Annotated in this window: 15 protein-coding genes; 12 read left to right on the top strand and 3 right to left on the bottom strand. The window is 52.2% G+C overall.

Annotated elements, in window-relative coordinates:
- The 6 genes from ACMJ0U_RS02280 to ACMJ0U_RS02255 form a co-directional block, all read left to right on the top strand.
- Positions 1-578: nuclease-related domain-containing protein (locus ACMJ0U_RS02280; protein ID WP_417127903.1), on the top strand; the 578-nt coding region annotated here is incomplete at its 5' end.
- A 118-nt stretch (positions 579-696) separates the two neighbouring features.
- The gene (locus ACMJ0U_RS02275) at positions 697-5517 is read left to right on the top strand and encodes a RecQ family ATP-dependent DNA helicase (protein WP_417127902.1); all 4821 of its coding nucleotides are present in this window, start codon (positions 697-699) and stop codon (positions 5515-5517) included.
- 44 nt (positions 5518-5561) lie between these two features.
- Positions 5562-6878 carry a DEAD/DEAH box helicase gene (locus ACMJ0U_RS02270; RefSeq protein WP_007563972.1) on the top strand — a complete coding sequence of 439 codons (1317 nt, stop codon included), beginning with the start codon at positions 5562-5564 and terminating at the stop codon, positions 6876-6878.
- Positions 6879-7129: 251 nt separating this feature from the next.
- Entirely contained in the window at positions 7130-8200 is a 1071-nt protein-coding gene (gene serC, locus ACMJ0U_RS02265) for a 3-phosphoserine/phosphohydroxythreonine transaminase (protein WP_278560584.1), read from the top strand.
- A 73-nt stretch (positions 8201-8273) separates the two neighbouring features.
- Positions 8274-9197, top strand: a complete 924-nt coding sequence (locus ACMJ0U_RS02260) for an NAD(P)-dependent oxidoreductase (RefSeq protein WP_417127901.1) — start codon at positions 8274-8276, stop codon at positions 9195-9197.
- A 21-nt stretch (positions 9198-9218) separates the two neighbouring features.
- The gene (locus tag ACMJ0U_RS02255; RefSeq protein WP_417127899.1) at positions 9219-10466 is read left to right on the top strand and encodes a DUF1015 domain-containing protein; all 1248 of its coding nucleotides are present in this window, start codon (positions 9219-9221) and stop codon (positions 10464-10466) included.
- A 318-nt stretch (positions 10467-10784) separates the two neighbouring features.
- Here ACMJ0U_RS02255 and ACMJ0U_RS02250 read toward each other — a convergent pair whose 3' ends face one another.
- Positions 10785-12311, bottom strand: a complete 1527-nt coding sequence (locus tag ACMJ0U_RS02250; protein WP_417127898.1) for an arylsulfatase — start codon at positions 12309-12311, stop codon at positions 10785-10787.
- 103 nt (positions 12312-12414) lie between these two features.
- Here ACMJ0U_RS02250 and ACMJ0U_RS02245 point away from each other — a divergent pair, with 103 nt between their 5' ends.
- The 3 genes from ACMJ0U_RS02245 (at position 12415) to ACMJ0U_RS02235 (ending at position 14987) form a co-directional block, all read left to right on the top strand.
- A complete protein-coding gene (locus tag ACMJ0U_RS02245) occupies positions 12415-13017 on the top strand; it encodes an IMPACT family protein (RefSeq protein ID WP_417127897.1) in 603 nt (200 codons plus the stop codon).
- Positions 13018-13133: 116 nt separating this feature from the next.
- Positions 13134-14171, top strand: coding sequence for a L,D-transpeptidase (locus ACMJ0U_RS02240; RefSeq protein ID WP_417127895.1), 1038 nt, complete (start codon positions 13134-13136; stop codon positions 14169-14171).
- Between the two features lie 87 nt (positions 14172-14258).
- Positions 14259-14987, top strand: coding sequence for a murein L,D-transpeptidase catalytic domain family protein (locus ACMJ0U_RS02235; RefSeq protein ID WP_417127893.1), 729 nt, complete (start codon positions 14259-14261; stop codon positions 14985-14987).
- On the opposite strand, the gene ACMJ0U_RS02230 is transcribed toward ACMJ0U_RS02235, so the two are convergent.
- Together ACMJ0U_RS02230 and ACMJ0U_RS02225 are read right to left on the bottom strand one after the other, a co-directional pair.
- Complete coding sequence (locus ACMJ0U_RS02230) at positions 14971-15588, bottom strand: LolA family protein (protein WP_417127891.1); 618 nt, start codon at positions 15586-15588, stop codon at positions 14971-14973. The genes ACMJ0U_RS02235 and ACMJ0U_RS02230 overlap by 17 nt on opposite strands.
- Positions 15589-15619: 31 nt before the next feature.
- Positions 15620-18193, bottom strand: coding sequence for a DNA translocase FtsK 4TM domain-containing protein (locus tag ACMJ0U_RS02225; protein WP_417127890.1), 2574 nt, complete (start codon positions 18191-18193; stop codon positions 15620-15622).
- 95 nt (positions 18194-18288) lie between these two features.
- On the opposite strand from ACMJ0U_RS02225, the gene ACMJ0U_RS02220 reads away from it, so the two are divergent.
- From ACMJ0U_RS02220 to ACMJ0U_RS02210, 3 genes are read left to right on the top strand one after another with little or no spacing between them, the layout of a single operon-like run.
- Positions 18289-18906: a DUF5063 domain-containing protein gene (locus tag ACMJ0U_RS02220; RefSeq protein WP_417127904.1), complete on the top strand. Its 618-nt coding sequence runs from the start codon at positions 18289-18291 to the stop codon at positions 18904-18906.
- A gap of 19 nt (positions 18907-18925) precedes the next feature.
- A complete protein-coding gene (locus ACMJ0U_RS02215; protein ID WP_417127888.1) occupies positions 18926-19567 on the top strand; it encodes a 3'-5' exonuclease in 642 nt (213 codons plus the stop codon).
- 17 nt (positions 19568-19584) lie between these two features.
- A complete protein-coding gene (locus ACMJ0U_RS02210) occupies positions 19585-20772 on the top strand; it encodes a class I SAM-dependent rRNA methyltransferase (RefSeq protein WP_417127886.1) in 1188 nt (395 codons plus the stop codon).
- Positions 20773-20933: the final 161 nt, after the last annotated feature.

Here is a 20933-nt window from a genome sequence, read left to right as displayed (position 1 = left end):
AAGATCTTTTTGCTTTTACCTGTTATCACTGCGAGAGCTACTCTCAAATAGACCTTGTGGTGGCTACTCCGCAGGGACTGGTGGTGATAGAAGTAAAGGACTATAGCGGCTGGCTGTTTGGCAGTGAAAGGCAACGCTATTGGACACAGATTCTGAATTATGGCAAGGAGAAATACCGGTTCTACAATCCGATTATGCAGAATGCCGGTCACATAAAAGCATTGAAAGAACAGTCGGCACAGTTTGCTCAGCTCCCCATTTACAACATTGTGTTGTTTGACGGGGATTGTACGCTGAAAGACGTTAGCTATTCGCAATTTGGTACGTTTGTAGGCTATGCCAACAATATCATGCGGGTATTGAAGACTATCAAGGGATTCGGTGAGGCGGAGTATACGGATAAAAAAGAGGTGGCCCGTGTGCTTCGTGAGGCTGTGCGCAACGGGGAGAATCCGGCCATCGTGGCGAGTCATGTGGCAGACGTACAAAGCCGGAACTGGGATTGCCCTCAACCGGTGATACACTGGTTCCCTCGTTTCTTTAGAATCTTTCGCTGGAGAAGATGGATAAGATTTTAGTTTTTCTTTTCACCGTTCTTTTTATAGATTTCTAGCCATCCTCTGAATATTCTTTTCCATTTCCTCCCGTTCTTGCCGGATTTCATTATTTTTGTGATTATTTTGAGAAACACAATCTATGGCAATCTGGGATATATTCACAAGAAATAGAACCTCGCGTTATGCCATTGTAGACGTAGAGGTAGGATTGAAGGACCATAAAATTCATGATATAGGGGCTCTTCGGCAGGACGGTGCTACCTTCCATAAGGCATCGAAGGAGGAGCTGTTCGAATTCCTGCGCGATACGGATTACCTTTGCGGACATAATATCATTCATCACGATGCGAAATATTTGTTCCCCGACAAGGCTTGCCGCTGGACGCTGGTGGATACGCTGTACGTATCACCGTTGCTGTTTCCGGAACGCCCTTATCACCGGCTGGTGAAAGACGACAAGCTGGCTGCGGACCAGATGAACAATCCGGTGAACGATTGTGAGAAGGCGCGCGATTTGCTGCTGGATGAGATTACCCGGTGGAATTCGTTGCCCGATGAACAGCGAAAGGTGTTTGCCTCGTTGCTGAAGGGAAAGGAAGAGTTCGGGGGATTCTTCAGTATGGTAAGAGCTGAAACCGTGGCCTGGGGACTGGCCGGACTGATACGCCGGTTTTATGAGGGAAAGATATGTGCTCATGCCGATGTGGAGATGCTGGTTGAGCGTTATCCCTGTGAGCTGGCTTATGCGCTGGCACTGGTCGATACGACCGACCATCGTTCCGTGACGCCCGGATGGGTGCTTCGTAATTATCCTGAAGTGGAATATGTGATGAAGCTGTTGCGGCATACACGTTGTGTGGAAGGCTGTGCCTATTGCAATAGCCAGCTGGATGTGTTGCGCAACCTGAAAGCTTTCTTTGGCTATGACCAGTTCCGTACGTACGGGGGTGAACCGCTTCAGGAACGGGCAGCCCGGGCGGCGGTGGAAGGGAAGTCCTTGCTGGGCATCTTTCCGACAGGGGGAGGGAAATCGCTGACTTTCCAGCTTCCGGCACTCATGGAGGCACGGGCGGTGCATGGACTTACGGTGGTCATCTCGCCGTTGCAGTCGCTTATGAAAGACCAGGTGGACAATCTGGCTGACAAGGGAATTACGGATGCCGTGACCATCAACGGACTGCTGGACCCTATTACGAGGGCACTTTCCATTCAGCGGGTACAGGAAGGGGATGCTTCTCTGTTGTATATCGCCCCCGAGATGTTGCGTTCGAAAACCATCGAGCGGATTCTGATGGTGCGCCACGTGGTGCGATTTGTTATCGATGAGGCGCACTGTTTTTCTTCCTGGGGGCAGGACTTCCGGGTGGATTATCTGTACATCGGCAAGTTTATTCAGGAGTATCAGCAAAAGAAGGGGTGCCGTAACCCGATACCGGTATCCTGTTTCACGGCGACGGCCAAACAGAAGGTGGTACAGGATATTTGTGATTATTTCAAGCGGACGTTGAACCTGGATTTGGAGTTGTTTGCTTCTACAGCTTCGCGAACGAATCTGCGCTATTCGGTGGTACATACCGAGACGGACGAGGATAAGTATACCAGGCTGAGGGAGCTGGTGACGGAATCCACTTGCCCGACCATTGTGTATGTGTCGCGCACGCGGCGTACCAAGGAACTGGCTGCGAAACTGACGCGCGACGGCTACAAGGCGTTGCCTTTCAACGGGAAGATGGATTCGGAAGAGAAGATTGCCAACCAGGATGCGTTCATGAGCGACCAGGTGCGCATCATCGTGGCGACGTCGGCTTTCGGGATGGGAGTGGACAAGAAGGATGTGGGACTGGTGGTGCATTATGATATTTCCGATTCGCTGGAGAATTATGTGCAGGAAGCCGGTCGGGCCGGACGTGATCCGCATCTCAACGCACGCTGTTATGTGCTTTACAGTGACAATGACCTGGATAAGCATTTTATTCTGTTGAATCAGACGAAACTGAGTATCAGTGAAATCCAGCAGGTATGGAAGGCGGTGAAGGATATGACGAGGAAACGCATGAGGGTGTGCTGTTCGGCACTGGAGATTGCCCGGAATGCGGGATGGGATGACTCGGTGGCGGATATTGAGACCCGTGTGCGGACGGCTCTGGCAGCACTGGAGCAGAGCGGTTACCTGGAGCGGGGAAACAATGTGCCGCATGTGTATGCCACCGGCATCACGGTGAAGAACATGGATGAGGCGAGGAAGCGTATCACAGCATCGGTCTTGTTTGGTACTGACGAGATAGAGAAGGCGGTGAGAATCATTACGTCCTTGATTTCGCAGAAGTACATTGCCAAGGCGCAGGATTCGGGAGCGGAATCGCGGATTGATTACCTGGCCGATATTCTGGGACTGACCAAGAAGGAAGTGGTGTCGGTGGTGGAACGGATGCGGCAGGAGGGTATATTGGCCGACAGCAGGGATATTTCGGCTTATTTGCAGGATGCGGGTGATTCGGAACGGAAGTCGCGGATGCTGCTGGAACGTTTTGCAAAACTGGAACAGTATATTCTCAACCATATTCCGGATGAGTCGCTGCGGATTTCGTGCAAGCAGCTGAACGACAATGCGGTGCACGACGGAATTGTCTCGTCGAAGGAAAAGGACATCCGTACGTTGCTGTATTTTCTTACCATAAAAGGGTATACGCACAAGAAGGAGGACGCTGCACGTAACATGGAGCTTACTCGCCGGGCGGACCTAGAGACTACTATCAAACGGTTTGAGAAACGGTTGGAGATTAGCCGCTTTGCTGTGGAGTGGCTGTATAAGCTGGTGGAGCAGCAAGAGGTCAGGGAAACCGGAACGGAAAAGGCAGCTGTGCAGTTCTCGGTGGTGGAACTCTTGAATCAGTTGAAAGCAGGCCCTCAGTCTCTTTTTGGCAGGATGGAAGATTTGCAGCTGGAGGATGTGGAGGAAGCGCTTCTGTATCTGTCGAAGATTGGGGCACTTAAATTGGAAGGTGGTTTCTTGGTGCTTTACAATGCGATGGACATCAAGCGGATAAAGGATAATAAGTCGCGCTACAAACAGGAGGATTACCGGATGCTGAACGAGTTCTATAAGCAGAAGATTCAGCAGGTGCACATCGTGGGGGAATATGCCAACCTGATGGTGAAGGATTATCAGGAGGCTTTGCAGTATGTGCAGGATTATTTCCAGATGGATTACAAGAAATTTATTGCCAAATACTTCAAGGGGGAGAGGGTGAACGAGATTCAGCGTAACCTCACACCGGAGAAGTACAAGCAGTTGTTCGGGCAGTTGTCTCAGCGGCAGATGGAGATTATTTCGGACAAGGAGTCTCGCTGCATTGTGGTGGCGGCTGGCCCGGGTAGCGGAAAAACCCGTGTGCTGGTGCACAAGCTGGCTTCGCTGCTGTTGCTGGAGGATGTGAAGCACGAGCAGTTGTTGATGCTGACGTTCTCCCGGGCGGCTGCCACGGAATTCAAGCAGCGGTTGATGGAACTGATTGGCAATGCGGCGCACTACGTGGAAATCAAGACCTTTCATGCTTATTGTTTTGACTTGCTGGGCTTGATTGGTAACTTGGAGGAGGTGAAGAACGTAGTGGGGAAGGCTGCGGAGATGATTGAGCAGGGGGAGGTGGAGCCCAACCGGATTGGCAAGACGGTGCTGGTGATTGATGAGGCGCAGGACATGGGTGTGGAAGAGCATGCGCTGGTAAGGGCGTTGATGCACCACAATGAGGAGATGCGGGTGATAGCCGTGGGCGATGATGACCAGAATATTTATGAGTTCCGTGGCTCGGATTCCGGTTACATGTGGCAACTGACACAGGAGCCTGGAAGCCGCTTTGTGGAGATGACGGAGAATTACCGGAGTGCGCGTCATGTGGTGGCAGCGGCCAACGATTTTGTGAAAGGAATTGGCGGAAGACTGAAAAGCATGCCGATTGTATCGATGCGCAAGGAAGACGGATGGGTTGGAGTGACTCGCCATCAGTCGGCCTGCATGTATCAGCCGCTGGTGGAGGAACTGCTACGAAATAGAGGAGAGGGTACCGCATGTGTGCTTACTCAGACCAATGAGGAGGCGGTCATCCTGGTGGCACTGTTGCGGAAGCGTGGTGTGCGCAGCAAACTGATTCAGTCGATGGAGGGCTTGCTGTTCTGGAACATGGCCGAGATGAGGTATTTCCTGAAGTATATAGGCAAGCAGGTGAGTACGCCTTTGATTCCGGATGAACTCTGGGAGAAGGCGAAGGGTGCTACGTTTGCGGCTTATGAAGGGAGTTTGGGTTTGCCTTACGTGAGGCGTTGCGTGGAATTGTTTGAAGAAATCAACCGGATGAAATATTTCACGGATTTCAAGGAGTTTGTGTTCGAGTCTTCGGTGGAAGATTTTTGTGACGTGTCGGGGGCTGATGTGGTGGTGTCAACCATTCACAAGGCAAAGGGCCGTGAGTTTGACGACGTGTATATGCTTGTTTCGGACGGGTTCCCAAAAGATGTGCATCAGATGCGCCGGTATTATGTGGGCATTAGCCGTGCCAAAAACCGGTTGTTTGTGCACACAAACGGAGATTGCTTTGCGAATCTGAGGGCAGACCGGTACCTGGTCGATTCGCGGGAATATGCAATGCCCGGTGAGATTGTGTTGCAGCTTTCGCACAAGGATGTGTTCTTGGGATTTTTCAAAGAACTCAAACGGGAGGTGCTTTCACTGAAAGGGGGTGATACGTTGTTTTATAAAGACTACACATTGTATAATCAGGCACAAAGGCCGGTGGCCCGCTTGTCGCAGAATATGCAGAAGAAATTGGCCGAGTGGAAAGAGCGTGGCTATGAGGTGAAGTCGGCTTCCGTGCGTTTTGTGGTGGCCTGGAAGCCGAAAGATGCACCGAAAGAGGAAGCGGAAATAGCTGTCTTACTGCCCGATTTGGTGTTGTGCTTGTAGTTTTTTTATATCTTTGCTGACTTAACTCACAAAAAACAAGAATTATGGACATACAAACGATATTATCAAACCTGAAGATTGACCAGTTGAACGCCATGCAGGAGGCTTCCATCGACGCGTGGAAGGAAGGTAGCGACTTGATTCTGCTCTCGCCCACGGGTTCCGGAAAGACGCTGGCTTATCTGCTGCCGCTGGTGAGCTCGCTGAAAAAGGGAGTGGAAGGTGTGCAGGCTGTGGTACTGGTACCTTCGCGCGAGCTGGCTTTGCAGATTGAGCAGGTGTTCAAGGCCATGGCGACCGGCTTCCCGGTGATGAGCTGCTACGGCGGACGTCCGGCCATGGAGGAACACCGCACCATGAAGGGTATTTCGCCGGCGGTGATTATCGGTACGCCGGGACGTATGAACGACCACCTGAACAAGCAGAATTTCGAGGCGGGCACCGTGCGCACGCTGGTGATTGACGAGTTCGACAAGTGTCTGGAGTTTGGTTTCCAGGACGAGATGGCCGAGGTCATCGGGAAGTTGCCGGCATTGCGCCGCCGCTTCCTGCTGTCGGCTACCGATGCGGAGGAGATTCCGCGTTTTACGGGCATGAACCGCACGCTGAAACTGGATTTCCTGAATCCGGAGGAAACGGTGTCACAACGCTTGTCGGTGTATCGGGTCACTTCGCCAGTGAAGGACAAGCTGGAAACGCTCTACAAGTTGCTGTGTACGCTGGGCAACGAATCGACGCTGGTGTTCTGCAACCACCGCGAGAGTGTGGACCGGGTAGGAAAGTACCTGCACTCCATGAAGGTGTATTGCGAGACCTTCCACGGCGGAATGGAGCAGGACGACCGCGAGCGGGCGCTGTATAAGTTCCGTAACGGAAGCTGCCACATCTTTATCTCGACCGACCTGGCAGCCCGCGGACTGGATATTCCGGATATCCGCCATGTGGTGCATTATCACTTGCCGGTGGCCGAGGACGGGTTTATTCACCGCAACGGACGTACGGCGCGCTGGGAGGCCGAGGGTAATGCCTTTCTGATTCTGCACGACGAGGAGCGTATCCCCGACTATGTGCCCCGTCCGTTAGAAGAGTTTGAACTGCCGGAGCCGACGCCGCAGCCTGCCTTGCCGGAGTTTGTTACCTTATATATAGGGAAAGGCAAGAAAGACAAAATCAACAAGATTGACATCGTGGGCTTTTTGTCGAAGAAAGGCGGACTGGGTCGGGACGATGTGGGGCGTGTGGATGTGAAAGACCACTATGCGTTTGCAGCAATTTCCCGGAAAAAGGCAAAACAAACGTTAAAACTCATACAAAATGAAAAGATAAAGGGGGTAAAAACTTTGATAGAATTGGCAAAATGATAACTTTGTGTCATGACAGCCTTCCGGCGGTGAAGGCTGTTTCGCATTTTGCTATGACTCGTGAGCGAACTTATGCCATAGCTTTCTATTATTGTGTCAATGTGTCACCAAAAAAGCCTTTGGGTATGTAATTTGAAAGATAAAAATCAATAAGGCTGTAAAATTATCACGAAAACTTTTGGAAGTCTAAAAATAATCACTAAATTCGCAGGTGTTAGTTAAAATGATTGTTTAACCAAAACAAACTTCCAATGAAGAAACATAATTTTAATGCGGGACCGTCTATTTTGCCTCGCGAAGTGATAGAAAAGACAGCTCAGGCTATTCTTGATTATAATGGTTCAGGACTTTCGTTGATGGAAATCAGTCACCGCGCTAAAGACTTTCAGCCGGTGGTAGACGAAGCGGTTGCTCTGTTCAAGGAGCTGCTGAACATCCCGGAAGGGTATTCGGTATTGTTCCTGGGTGGAGGTGCAAGCATGGAGTTCTGTATGGTTCCCTATAATTTCCTGGAAAAGAAGGCGGCTTACCTGAATACGGGTACGTGGGCCAAGAAAGCGCTGAAAGAAGCGAAAGCGTTCGGCGAAACGGTAGAGGTGGCTTCTTCCGAAAAAGAAGGCTACACCTATATTCCGAAAGATTATGAAGTGCCGGCCGACGTGGATTATTTCCATATCACGACGAACAATACCATCTATGGTACGGAATTGCATGCCGACCTGGATGTCAATGTGCCGATGGTGGCCGATATGTCTTCGGACATTTTCTCTCGTCCGGTAGACGTTTCCAAATATATCTGTATTTATGGAGGTGCGCAGAAGAACCTGGCTCCTGCCGGTGTGACTTTCGTTATCGTGAAGAACGATGCGCTGGGTAAGGTTTCCCGCCATATCCCGACCATGCTGAATTATCAGACACACGTGGAAAAAGGTTCCATGTTCAATACGCCGCCGGTAGTGCCTATTTATGCGGCTCTCCAGACATTGCGCTGGATCAAGGCGCAGGGTGGTGTGGAAGAAATGCAGCGCCGTGCCAAACAGCGTGCCGACATGCTGTATGCCGAAATTGACCGCAACAAGTTGTTCCGTGGCACCGTAACGGCCAAGGAAGACCGTTCGTACATGAACATCTGCTTCGTCATGGCCGATGAATACAAGGACCTGGAAGCTGACTTCCTGAAGTTCGCTACCGAAAAAGGCATGGTGGGCATCAAGGGTCACCGTTCTGTGGGTGGTTTCCGTGCTTCTTGCTACAATGCCATGCCGGTGGAAAGCGTGCAGGCTTTGATTGACTGCATGCAGGAATTTGAGAAAATGCATTAATTGTTGTTATATCCGAGAATAAGGGCGTGGACATTTCAAACACGTCCTTGTTTTCTTTTTAAAATCAAATATTATGAAAGTATTGGTTGCGACAGAGAAACCGTTTGCCAAAGTGGCTATCGACGGTATTCGGAAAGAGATAGAAGGTGCAGGCTACGAACTGGCCTTGCTGGAGAAATATACAGAAAAACAGCAGTTGCTCGATGCGGTGAAGGATGCGAATGCGGTGATTATCCGGAGTGACATCATCGACAAGGAAGTGCTGGATGCGGCAAAGGAACTGAAAATCGTGGTGCGTGCCGGTGCTGGTTATGACAATGTGGACTTGGAAGCTGCAACGGCTCACGGGGTTTGCGTGATGAATACGCCGGGGCAGAACTCCAATGCGGTGGCTGAACTGGCTTTCGGTATGATGGTCATGGCGGTTCGTAATTTCTACGACGGAAAGTCGGGTACGGAACTGATGGGCAAGAAATTAGGTATTCATGCCTATGGAAACGTGGGACGTAACGTGGCCCGTGTGGCCAAAGGCTTTGGCATGGACATTTATGCATACGATGCTTACTGCCCGAAGGAGGCGATGGAAGCAGACGGCGTGAAACCGGTGGACAGTGCCGAAGAATTGTATGCTACCTGCAACGTGGTGTCTCTGCACATCCCGGCTACTGCCGAAACCAAGAATTCTATTAATTATGACCTGGTGAACCGCATGCCGAAAAACGGTCTGTTAGTGAATACAGCCCGTAAGGAGGTAATCAACGAAGCGGAACTGATTAAGTTGATGGAGGAACGCCCGGACTTGAAGTATGTGACCGACATCATGCCGGCTGCCAATGAAGAATTTGCGACCAAGTTCCCTGGACGTTATTTCTCCACTCCGAAGAAGATGGGTGCACAGACAGCCGAGGCAAATATCAATGCCGGCATTGCAGCAGCCCGCCAGATTGTGGGCTTCCTGAAGGACGGTTGTGAGAAATTCCGTGTAAACAAGAAATAACTTCTGATTCCCCCAAGCATTATGGCAATAGTTAAACCTTTCAAGGGCATTCGTCCGCCGCAGGACTTGGTGGAGCAGGTAGCTTCCCGCCCTTACGACGTATTAAACTCGGCTGAGGCCCGCGAAGAGGCGAAAGGCAACGAGAAATCATTGTATCACATCATCAAGCCGGAGATTGACTTCCCGGAAGGTACCGACGAGCACGACCCGCGGGTGTACGACAAGGCGGTAGCAAACTTCCGGATGTTCCAGGAAAAGGGCTGGCTGGTGCAGGATGACAAACCGTGTTATTATATTTATGCCCAGACCATGAACGGCAAGACGCAGTATGGGCTGGTGGTAGGGGCTTACGTGCCCGACTACATGAACGGGGTCATCAAGAAGCATGAGCTGACGCGCCGCGACAAGGAGGAGGACCGCATGAAGCATGTACGGGTGAACAATGCGAACATCGAACCGGTGTTCTTTGCTTATCCGGAGAGCAAGGTGCTGGATGCCGTGGTGGCGAAATATACGGCTCAGAAACCGGTGTACGACTTTGTGGCGCCGGATGACGGCTTCGGCCATCAGTTCTGGGTGATTGACGACGACAAGGACATCGAGGCCGTGACGGGGGCATTCAAGGAGATGCCTTCTCTCTACATAGCCGACGGTCATCACCGTAGTGCGGCAGCGGCACTGGTGGGGGCTGAAAAGGCGGCCCAGAATCCGAACCACCGGGGCAACGAGGAATACAACTACTTCATGGCAGTGTGTTTCCCGGCCGAGCAGCTTACCATCATCGACTACAACCGGGTGGTGAAGGATTTGAACGGACTGACTCCGCAGGCGTTCCTGGAAGCGCTGAAGAAGGACTTCGTGGTGGAAGAAAAGGGTGCGGACATCTACAAGCCGGCAGCCCTGCACAACTTCTCGCTTTACCTGGAGGGCAAATGGTACAGTCTGACGGCCAAACCGGGCACTTACGACGACAACGACCCGATTGGGGTGCTGGACGTCACGATTTCTTCCAACCTGATTCTGGATGAGATTCTCGGCATCAAGGACTTGCGTTCGGACAAGCGTATCGACTTCGTGGGTGGTATCCGCGGACTGGGTGAGCTGAAGAAACGGGTGGACAGCGGCGAGATGAAGATGGCGCTGGCACTCTATCCGGTTTCCATGAAGCAGTTGATGGACATTGCCGATACGGGCAACATCATGCCGCCGAAGACCACGTGGTTTGAACCGAAGCTGCGTTCGGGACTGGTGATTCACAAACTGGAGTGATTCGGAGGTTCTTTTCACTTGAAGGACAATAAAAGCAAAGGCTGTCTCAATGCCATGTTGGGACAGCCTTTTTTGATGTATATATGCGTGTGCGAAAAAGGCTCTTGGAAGCTGCATACGGACAGAAAAAACGCAAGTGCGTTTCAAGGAAAACGTCAAAGCGTTTTTCCTGAAATGCACTTGCGTTTTACTTCAAACTCTTTGACGTTTTATCTGAAACTCTTCGGCGTTTTAGTTGGATGGAAAAAACGCGTGCTTTTTCGGCGTGAGAAGAGCTTCGTGAAGTCATCAACAAGCACTCTCCGGAGGGAGAAAACTTTATTTCGGCAAGGTCACGGGGAAAAGCTCGCTCGGACGGTGTTCGCGCAGAATGACCTGCTTCATCTGGTTCACGAGGTCCGGATGCCGGGCAGCCACATCGTGGTCTTCATGAATGTCTTCTGCCAGGTTGTAGAGGTGGGGAACACCCTTCTTTACCACCATCTTCCAGTCGCCCATGCGGAGCCCAATCTGGTCGGTTTCGTGGAACTCCCAGTAGAGGAAGTCGTGTGCCTTCTGTGCCTCGTCATTTCCCAGCAGGGTAGGAGCGAAAGAGATGCCGTCGAAGCAGTCACCTTCCACTTTCTTGTTCAGGTATTTCTTGGGGAAACGCTTGTCGCCCACCAGCTCGCAGAAGGTCGGCATGATGTCGTAGAAAGCCAGCTGATGGTCGTTCACTGTACCGGCCTTCACCTTTCCCGGCCAGCGTACGATGAACGGGATGCGGATACCTCCTTCGTAGCACTGGCGCTTCAGGCCGCGCAACTTGCCGTCGCGTCCGAAGAATGTCGGGTCGGCACCGCCTTCTTCGTGAGGGCCGTTGTCACTGCTGAAGATGACGATGGTATTCTCGTCGAGTCCTTTTTCTTTCAGCTTGGCCAGGATTTCGCCCACGTAGGCATCCAGCCGGCTGATCATGCCGGCAAACTGGGCATGTGTGTGATTGCTCTCGTTGTAGCGGGAACCTGCATCTCCACCCCAGGTCTTGTCATGAAAGAACTGTTTCTTGTATTTCTTCAGGATAGAGTCGTTGGGCTGGGCCAGTTCGGCATGCGGCAGGGTGTACGTCAGGAAGCCGTAGAAAGGCTGTTTGCCATCCTGCTTGTCGAGCCATTCCAGTGCCTTCCGGTGAATCAGGTCGGCCGAATACTGCGTACGCTTGAAATAGTCGTCGCCGCTCATCGGGTAGCGGATGTTGTCTTCCAGAATCACGCGGCTGACGGCCGTATCACCTGCGGCACGGCTGTAGGAGTTCAGGAAGTTCGGGTAGTAGAGGTGCGCCTGAAACTGGCACATGTAGCCGAAGTATTCGTCCACGCCCCGCTTGTCGGGAGTAGAGGTCGAACCCTCGTAGCCGCCCGCCCATTTGCCGAACATGCCGGTGGTATAGCCGTTCTTCTTCATGATTTCCGGCAGAATGATGTGCTGCGGGTCATACGGCTCCTGTCCGGTCACGGCATATTCCTTGTTCTGTCCGTACCACACCTCGCCGAGCCAGTATTCCTTGTTGCCTCTCACGTGGCCGTGTCCGCTGTGCTGTCCGGTCATGATGGTGGCGCGCGACGGGGCACTGACGGGACTTCCGGCGTAGGCCTGTGTGAACCGCATGCCCTCCTGCGCCATCCGGTCGATGCAGGGTGTCTGGATGAAAGGCTGGCCGTAGCATCCCAGGTCGCCGTATCCCATGTCGTCGCAAAGGATGAACAAGATGTTGGGTTTGTCGGAGTCGGAGGTAGCAGCTTGTGCATGAGGTGCAGCCAGGGCAGCCAGTCCCATGCAATAAGTCAGTTTCTGTAGTTTTTTCATGCCATTAGTTTCTTAAGGGATTAATGCAAGAGCAAAGATACGCTTTCCGGTTTTAAAAATGGGAGAAAAATCACTAAATTTGCCGTCTGAAAGAAGAAAAACGATGCAAGAAGATACCTATAAGACCATTCAGGAAAGCGCGGAAGCCATCTATACCGAGAAACGCAGCAAGTTCATTGCCATTGCGCTGCCGGTGCGTACGCTCTCCGAAGTGAAGTCCTTGCTGGAGGAGTACCAGAAAAAATATTACGATGCCCGTCACGTGTGTTATGCCTATATGCTGGGCGCGGAACGGAAGGATTTCCGGGCCAACGACAACGGGGAGCCTTCGGGTACGGCCGGGAAGCCCATCCTGGGGCAGATTAACTCGCGCGAGCTGACCGATGTGCTGGTCATTGTGGTGCGTTATTTCGGCGGTATCAAGTTGGGTACGAGCGGACTGATTGTGGCCTACCGCATGGCGGCTTCGCTGGCGCTGGATGAAGCCCCGGTCATCGAGAAGACGGTGGACGAAGACGTGACCGTGGCGTTTGAATACCCCTTCATGAACGACATCATGCGCATCGTCAAGGAAGAGTCGCCCGAGATACTGGAACAGTCGTATGACATGGACTGCCTGATGCGTCTGCGCATCCGCAAGTCGATGATGGGAAAGCTGCGCGCGCGGCTGGAAAAAGTGGAGACAGCCCGCATCCTGGACGAGTAAGTTGCAAGAGGGCAAGACGTTGTTCTTTCTTTGGATAAAGCCGCTTATTTTTTGCATTTTCCTGCGGTTTTTTAGCAAAAATTATTATCTTTGTTCCAACCTTATATCCCTTCATTATGAAACGACTGACAGGCTTTATATGCTTCTTGTGTCTCCTTTGCAGCTGCCGGGAGGAAGCAGGCCGTGGGGTAGAACAACTGGTGTCGCAGTCTGCTGTGTCGGAAACAGTATCTCCCGACAGCATGGAAGTGGAGGAGATTCTGCCGTTTGAGCGCAAGCCGCTGACCGCTGCCGACATCATCCTGACGAAGGAGTTCCTTTTTGACAAATACACCCTGAAGGATGAGTACCCGTATCAGGATACCGTCCGCTCGTTCAAATGGGACGACATACGCAAATGCCTGGCCTTTATCGAGAACCTTCAGTACGATGCCAACCGCTGGGCGATATTCCAGAATTACAAGAACCTGAACCAGGAGGCTCCGCTGGTGCGGAAGTATGTGCGCAACGCATACCGGCGAGTGGCCGATACGCTGGGAGTGGAGCGCTATCAGTCGGTGCCGCTGTATCTCCCTTCGGATACGCTGGTGCCCGAACGCTACGGACGCGACGGGGCGCTGGTGTCTTTTCTGGGCGAGACAGGCAGTTTCTATCGCGTGTCGCCCGTCTCCATCGAGGGAGAGTGGTGGGTGCCGCGCCGCTATGTCAAGCTCTTGTCCGACAGCACGCAGTTTAACCACGTGGTCGTGGTGGACCGGGGCGACCAGAACATTGCCACCCTGGAGCGTCTGGAAGAAGGTACGTGGGTCATCCGCAGCATGAATCCGGCCACTACGGGCATGCACCGTCCGCCGTATGCGCAGGAAACGCCGCTCGGCATGTTTGTGGTGCAGCAGAAAAAGTCGCGCATGGTGTTCCTGAAAGACGGTTCTGCGGCCACCGGAGGCTATGCACCGTATGCCAGCCGCTTCACCAACGGGGCCTACATTCACGGGGTGCCGGTCAACGTGCCTCGCACGGCGATGATTGAATACAGCTGGTCGTTGGGCACCACGCCCCGTTCGCACATGTGTGTGCGGAATGCCACCTCGCATGCCAAGTTCGTGTACGACTGGGCACCGGAAGAACGCTCGCTGGTGATTGTAATCGAGTGATTTCTATAAAATTAACTCTCTTCTCGGATGAAGAAGGAGAGAAAATCCGTAACTTTGCGGCCAAATATTTTCAGGTCGTAAAAAGTCATGCGAAATTCTATAGTGAAACTTTTTTTCTCTGCATTGTTCCTGTCTTTTCCCTGTGCGTATTTCACGGCAGGAGGAGAGTCTGTTTCTACAGAAAATCCGGCAGCATCTGTAAACGCTGCCGATGAGGTGGTATCGCTCTATCATTCCATGCAACTGGAGGGAGTGGTGAACTGGCGTGCCTTCAAGCAGGCGGTGACGGGGTATAACCGCATCAAGGACCGCAAGCGGGATGTGCTGACCCTGATTGACTTTTCCAAGCCTTCCACGGAAAAGCGGCTGTACGTGTTCGACATGAAGAACCGGCGGATGCTGTATTCCTCGGTGGTGTCACACGGAAAGAACAGCGGAGGAAACTATGCCACTTCTTTTTCCAATGAATACGGTTCCTACAAGAGCTCGCTGGGCTTTTACCTGACGGCTTCCACCTATCAGGGGCGGAACGGGTATTCGCTCATTCTCGACGGACTGGAGAAAGGGATTAACGACCGGGCTCGCGAGCGTGCCATTGTGGTGCACGGGGCCGCCTACGCAGACCCTTCCGTGGCCAGTCGCGGCGGACGGCTGGGGCGGAGCTTCGGATGTCCGGCACTGCCCACTTCCGTGTCGCGTCCCATTATAGATGCGATAAAAGGGGGCAGCGTCATGTATATCTATGCCGAAACCCCCTCTTACCTGGCTCAAAGTTCTATTCTCGATACGTCGGATGATGTCATCTTAAATCAATGATTTCCGCTTCGGGATATTTGCTCTTGTCGAAACGGAACACCGCGTCGGGCAGGTTAATTCCCGTGCGGTACGACGAAATCTGAAACTCCTGTTTCTCTCCGTTATGTAGCTGGATGGCAATGTACACGGGAGAACTGTCTTCCTTCACGTTCAGGGTAATGCTTTTAACGTCCTGCGAGGTCTTCGGGGTCAGGATGATTTCATTTCCCCGCTTTCCCTGCCGGGTCTTTTCGCCCACGTAGCGGTAGTTGAAGCCCTTCTTGTAGGCCGTCAGCAACGCATACGGGTTGACACTCTGTATCTCTTCCGGAGTGGGGGAGGAGACATTTACCTCCTCATTCTGTTCCACGTAGCTCCATTGTGTCTTTCCGTCGAACCATGTCTTGATACCTCCGCTCTCTAAGCAGAACTTGTTGCCTTTCAACAGCAGCTTTCCTTGTTGTGTACCTCCAAAAGTCAGACTGATGCCACCGGCTTTCCGGTAGCTGTCCGCCATCTTGCTTAATATGCTTTCCGCTTTTGCGTCCTGTTGGGCCACAGCCTGACACAAGGCGGTTCCCATCAGCAGGACGAGAAGAAAAATCTTTTTTATACCTGTCATAATCGTTTTTATGGGTTAGAGGGCAGCCCGTTTAATCCTTCAGGCTGCTCATTCTCATTTGTAAATCATTTTCATCCAGGCAAAGCACGTCGCGCGCCTTGCTGCCGTTGGCCGGACCTACGATGCCCGCCTTTTCCAGCTGGTCCATGATGCGTCCCGCACGGTTGTAGCCGATGGAGAATTTACGTTGAATCAGCGAAGTAGACCCTTGTTGGTGGTAAATAATCAGACGAGCCGCTTCTTCAAAGAGCGGGTCCAGGCGGTTCATGTCCACATCGGCGGCACTGCTGGGTTCTGCATTCTCATCCACGTATTCCGGCAGCATGAAGGCAGTAGGATATCCCTGCTGCTTGCCGATGAATTCCGCAATGCGTTCCACTTCCGGCGTGTCGACAAAGGCACACTGCACGCGCACCGGGTCATTGCCTTGCAGGTAGAGCATGTCACCCTTACCGATGAGCTGCTGCGCACCCGGACGGTCCAGAATGGTGCGTGAGTCCATCATGGAAGCCACACGGAAAGCCACACGCGCCGGGAAGTTGGCCTTGATGGTACCCGTGATGATGTTCGTGGTCGGACGCTGGGTAGCGATGATGGCGTGGATACCCACCGCACGTGCCAGCTGGGCGATACGGCAGATAGGCAGTTCCACCTCCTTGCCGGCCGTCATAATCAGGTCGCCGAACTCATCAATGATGATGACGATGTAGGGCAGGAAGCGGTGACCGTTCTCCGGGTTCAGCTGGCGGTTGATGAATTTCGCGTTATATTCCTTGATGTTGCGGCATCCCGCATTCTGCAAGAGCTTGTAGCGGTTGTCCATTTCCACACACAGCGAGTTCAGCGTCTGTACTACCTTCGTCACGTCGGTGATGATGGCATCCTCTCCGTCGGGCAACTTGGCCAGGAAGTGACGCTCAATCGGCGCATAGATGGCAAATTCCACCTTCTTCGGGTCGATGATGACGAACTTCAGCTCACTGGGGTGCTTCTTGTAGAGCAGGGAAGTCACGATGGCATTCAGTCCCACCGACTTACCTTGACCTGTCGCACCGGCCACCAGCATGTGGGGCGCCTTGGCCAAGTCTACCATGAACACCTCGTTGGTAATGGTCTTTCCGAGTGCCACCGGCAAGTCGAACGTGGTTTCCTGAAACTTCTTGCTGGTCAGAATGGAACTCATCGGCACGATGTGCGGGTTCGCGTTCGGCACCTCAATACCGATGGTACCCTTGCCCGGAATCGGTGCGATGATACGGATACCCAGTGCCGAAAGGCTCAAGGCGATGTCGTCCTCCAGATTACGGATTTTCGAGATGCGCACTCCTTCCGCAGGTGTGATTTCGTACAGTGTGATAGTGGGGCCTACGCTGGCCTTGATGGAGCTGATTTCGATGCCGAAGCTGCGCAATACCTTGATGATACGGTCCTTGTTGGCATTCTGTTCCTCCATGTCGATGTCTGGTTCATCGTTCTGGTAAGTTTTCAGCAAGTCGAGGGTAGGGAAGCGGTAAAATTCCAGGTCCAGTCGCGGGTTGTATGGTTGCGATATATCCCCTCTGTAGGCCTGGTCTTCTTCCTTGGTGTCATTGCTGATTTCAAATGCCGGCTCCTCTTCTTCTTTCTCAAAGTCTTCTTCCAGGGCCGGCTTCACCTCAAAAGGGTGTTTCTTGTCATCCTCTTCTTGGGTGTCGATGGGCAGGTCGATGGTGCGTCCCTGTGCCGGTTCCTCCTTCATGCTTGCCTTCTCAGCTTCTTCCTTTACAGGTGCAGCAACCTTTTCCGGTTCCGCTTGCGGAGCCTCTTCCTCCCCGTTCTGTTTCGGTTTCCGGTGCGTCCAGCTCTTCCAGAAGCTCTCTTTCTTTTCCTTCTTTTCCGTCTCATCTTCCGTGTCAGACGTTTCCGACCCGGCAGTTACCGGTTGCTGGCGAACCGTTTCCGGCTGGAGAGCCGTGTCGTCAGTCGGATTGTCCTTTTTCATTTGCGGGTGAAGTGCTTTTCTCACTACGCCCATGGTCTGTCTGGTCAGGGCCACTCCGAACAGTATGGCCGTAGCCAGCAAAACGAGTATCAATCCCGGCGCGCCGATTTGTGAGCGAATCCACAGGCTCACGTTATAACCGTGCAGCCCTCCCGGATAGATATAAGAATTTTCGAGCAGTCCGCCACACGCAAATCCTAATGTGACAGAGAGCCACACCATTACCGTGGCACAGCCCAGAAACCAGTAGCGGATGCGGAACTGGTATGCCTTCATTAGCTTCATGCCGGTCACCACTAGAAAGATGATGATGCAGTATGCCGAGAACCCGAAGCAGTCGTTTATCAGGAATTGTGCTAACTGCGCCCCTCGTGCTCCGGCATAGTTTTGTATGCGGTTGCCCGTTTCCAGCAGTTCTGAGGGATTGGGATGCGACAAGATGCTCTGGTCGTTTCCTCCCGTAAAGAAGAACGAACTGAAGGCCAGCAGCAAGTACACGCCGAAAATCACACAAAGTAGTCCGATAACGAACGCAGTAGTTTCACTTTTGAGAATAGTCCATGTTTTTCCGGCCATGGCCACCGCTTTTTCACTTTTGCTTGTATCTGTTTTTTTCGTTTGCATGATGATTCGAATTAGCTAAACATACGTGCAAATGTACGAATAAAACTAGAACTGAGAAATTTTTTTTGTACCTTTGCGCGTCAATTAGCGTGATTATGGAAGAAAAAAACTCTCAAGTAATATTCGATAAAAATGCAGTCGAGTTCGTGACAGTGGCTGCCGAGTTCTGTGGATTTATGGAGCGTGTGTCCGATATGCGTTGTCGGGACTTCGTCGACAAATCCCTGAAACTCCTTCCCCTTTTATACCTGAAGGCTTCGTTGCTTCCTGTTTGCGAGCGGATGGAAGAATCTGATCCGGAAACCTTCGTGACCGAAACCGATTATGAGGTGCTTCGCGGCTCCATCGCTTCTCTCCTTGGCGAATACGATGACTATCTCGAAGTGTTCCTTGATGACATGGCCTATAGTGATACCCCCATCCATCAGAACATTTCCGAAAGCCTGTCCGACATCTACCAGCCCATCAAGGATTTCATCTGCGTGTTCCAGCTGGGTCTGGAGCACACCATGAACGACTCCTTAGCCATCTGCCGCGAGCTTTTTGCCGAGTTCTGGGGGCAGCGCCTGGTCAATGTGATGCGTGCCCTTCACGATGTGAAGTACCGCCAGCTTTCGCACGGAAGTCAGGAGGAGGAAGATTCCGCGCTCTATGAAGACAACTGCACTGAAGAGGAGCTTTACGAAGGCCTTGACATGGGCGATGACGAATAACCCTAAACCCGTAAACTGAATGGTAGAATTACAGAGTAAAATAGATAAGAAAGCCGTTGCGGAGTTACCCAAAGTTTCTTTTCCCGGTCGCATCTTCGTGATTTATACTGAGTCCGAAGCCCGTAAAGCCATTGATTACCTGAATACCCACGTACTGGTAGGGGTAGATACCGAGACACGTCCTTCTTTCCGGAAAGGAGCTGTTAATAAGGTAGCTCTGTTGCAGGTTTCCACTTATGACACTTGCTTCCTGTTTCGTCTGAACCACCTTGGTTTGCCGGATTTCTTGGAAGAGTTTCTTCAGAACGATGTGCTGAAAATCGGTCTCTCGCTGAAAGATGATTTCGCCATGCTCCGCCGTCGTAACCAGAAAGACCCGCGCATGGGCAACTGGGTGGAGCTGCAAGACTATGTAGCTTCTTTCGGCATCGAAGAAAAGAGCCTGCAAAAAATTTATGCCCTTCTTTTTCAGGAAAAGATTTCCAAGAGCCAGCGACTTTCCAACTGGGAAGCCGACAGCCTGACTGAGGCGCAGCAGCTTTATGCCGCGACCGATGCCTGGGCTTGCGTGCGCATTTATGAATACTTGGAAGAACTTCGTCTTTCGGGCAAATTCCGTGTGATACGCATGGAAGCTCCTGAAAATATTCTCGATGATTAATTACTTAAACCATACAAATGAGCTATAAGAAAGTATTTCTCAAACCCGGAAAGGAAGAGTCGCTCAAGCGTTTCCATCCCTGGGTTTTTTCTGGTGCCATCGCCCGCGTGGAAGGAGAGCCGGAAGAAGGTGAAGTCGTAGATGTCTACACTTCCAAGAAAGAATTCATTGCCTGCGGACACTTTCAGATTGGCAGCATCGCCGTACGTGTGCTTTCTTTCCGTCAGGAACCCATTGACCACGGGTTTTGGGTGCACCGCCTGCAAGTGGCCAAAGACCTCCGCTGCGCCTTGGGTGTGATAGGCAATCCTCAGAACAATACCTACCGTCTGGTACACGGTGAGGGCGACAATCTGCCCGGACTGATTGTCGACGTGTACGACCATACTGCCGTGATGCAGGCACACTCTGCCGGCATGCACCTCGACCGCATGGCGGTGGCCGAAGCCCTCGAAGAAGTGATGGGCGACGTCATCCAGCACATCTATTATAAATCAGAAACCACGCTACCCTTCAAGGCCGACCTGCTGGCTACCGAAAACGGCTTCCTCAAAGGCGGAAGTCCGGAGAACGTGGCCATGGAGAACGGGCTGAAGTTCCATGTGGACTGGCTCAAGGGACAGAAGACCGGTTTTTTCGTCGACCAGCGTGAGAACCGTGCCCTGCTGGAACGCTATGCCAAGGGCCGTAACGTGCTCAACATGTTCTGCTACACTGGCGGCTTTTCGTTCTATGCCATGAGGGGAGGAGCCAATCTGGTTCACTCGGTAGACAGCTCTGCCAAGGCCATCGACCTGACCAACGAGAACGTATCTCTCAACTTCCCCGGCGATACCCGTCACCAGGCTTTTGCGGAAGATGCCTTCAAGTTCCTCGACCGCATGGGCGACCAGTATGACCTGATTATTCTTGACCCGCCGGCCTTTGCGAAGCACCGTGATGCCCTGCGCAATGCCCTCCGCGGCTACACCAAGCTGAATGCCAAGGCCTTCGAAAAGATACGTCCGGGCGGTATTCTCTTCACCTTCTCCTGCTCGCAGGTGGTGAACAAGCAGGACTTCCGCAACGCCGTGTTTACCGCAGCCGCACAGAGCGGACGCAGCGTGCGCATCCTTCACCAGCTCACCCAGCCCGGTGACCATCCGGTCAACATTTACCATCCGGAAGGCGAATACCTCAAGGGGCTGGTGCTCTACGTAGAATAACCTTCCGAAAGGAATAAAATGTAAGTATTCGGCCAACTACAGGTATTAAACCTTTATATACAACAATAGCGACTGTCACTATGAACCTAATAGTATCAGCCGCTATTGTTTTGTTGAACCCATATGTTACAGTTTATATCAGTTACAAGATTCCTCCTTTT

The sequence above is a fragment of the Phocaeicola sp. genome, assembly GCF_048170425.1.
Classification (GTDB): domain Bacteria; phylum Bacteroidota; class Bacteroidia; order Bacteroidales; family Bacteroidaceae; genus Phocaeicola.
The sequence above is the reverse complement of the archived record's forward strand: the minus strand, read 5'-3'. Positions and strand labels throughout refer to the sequence as shown.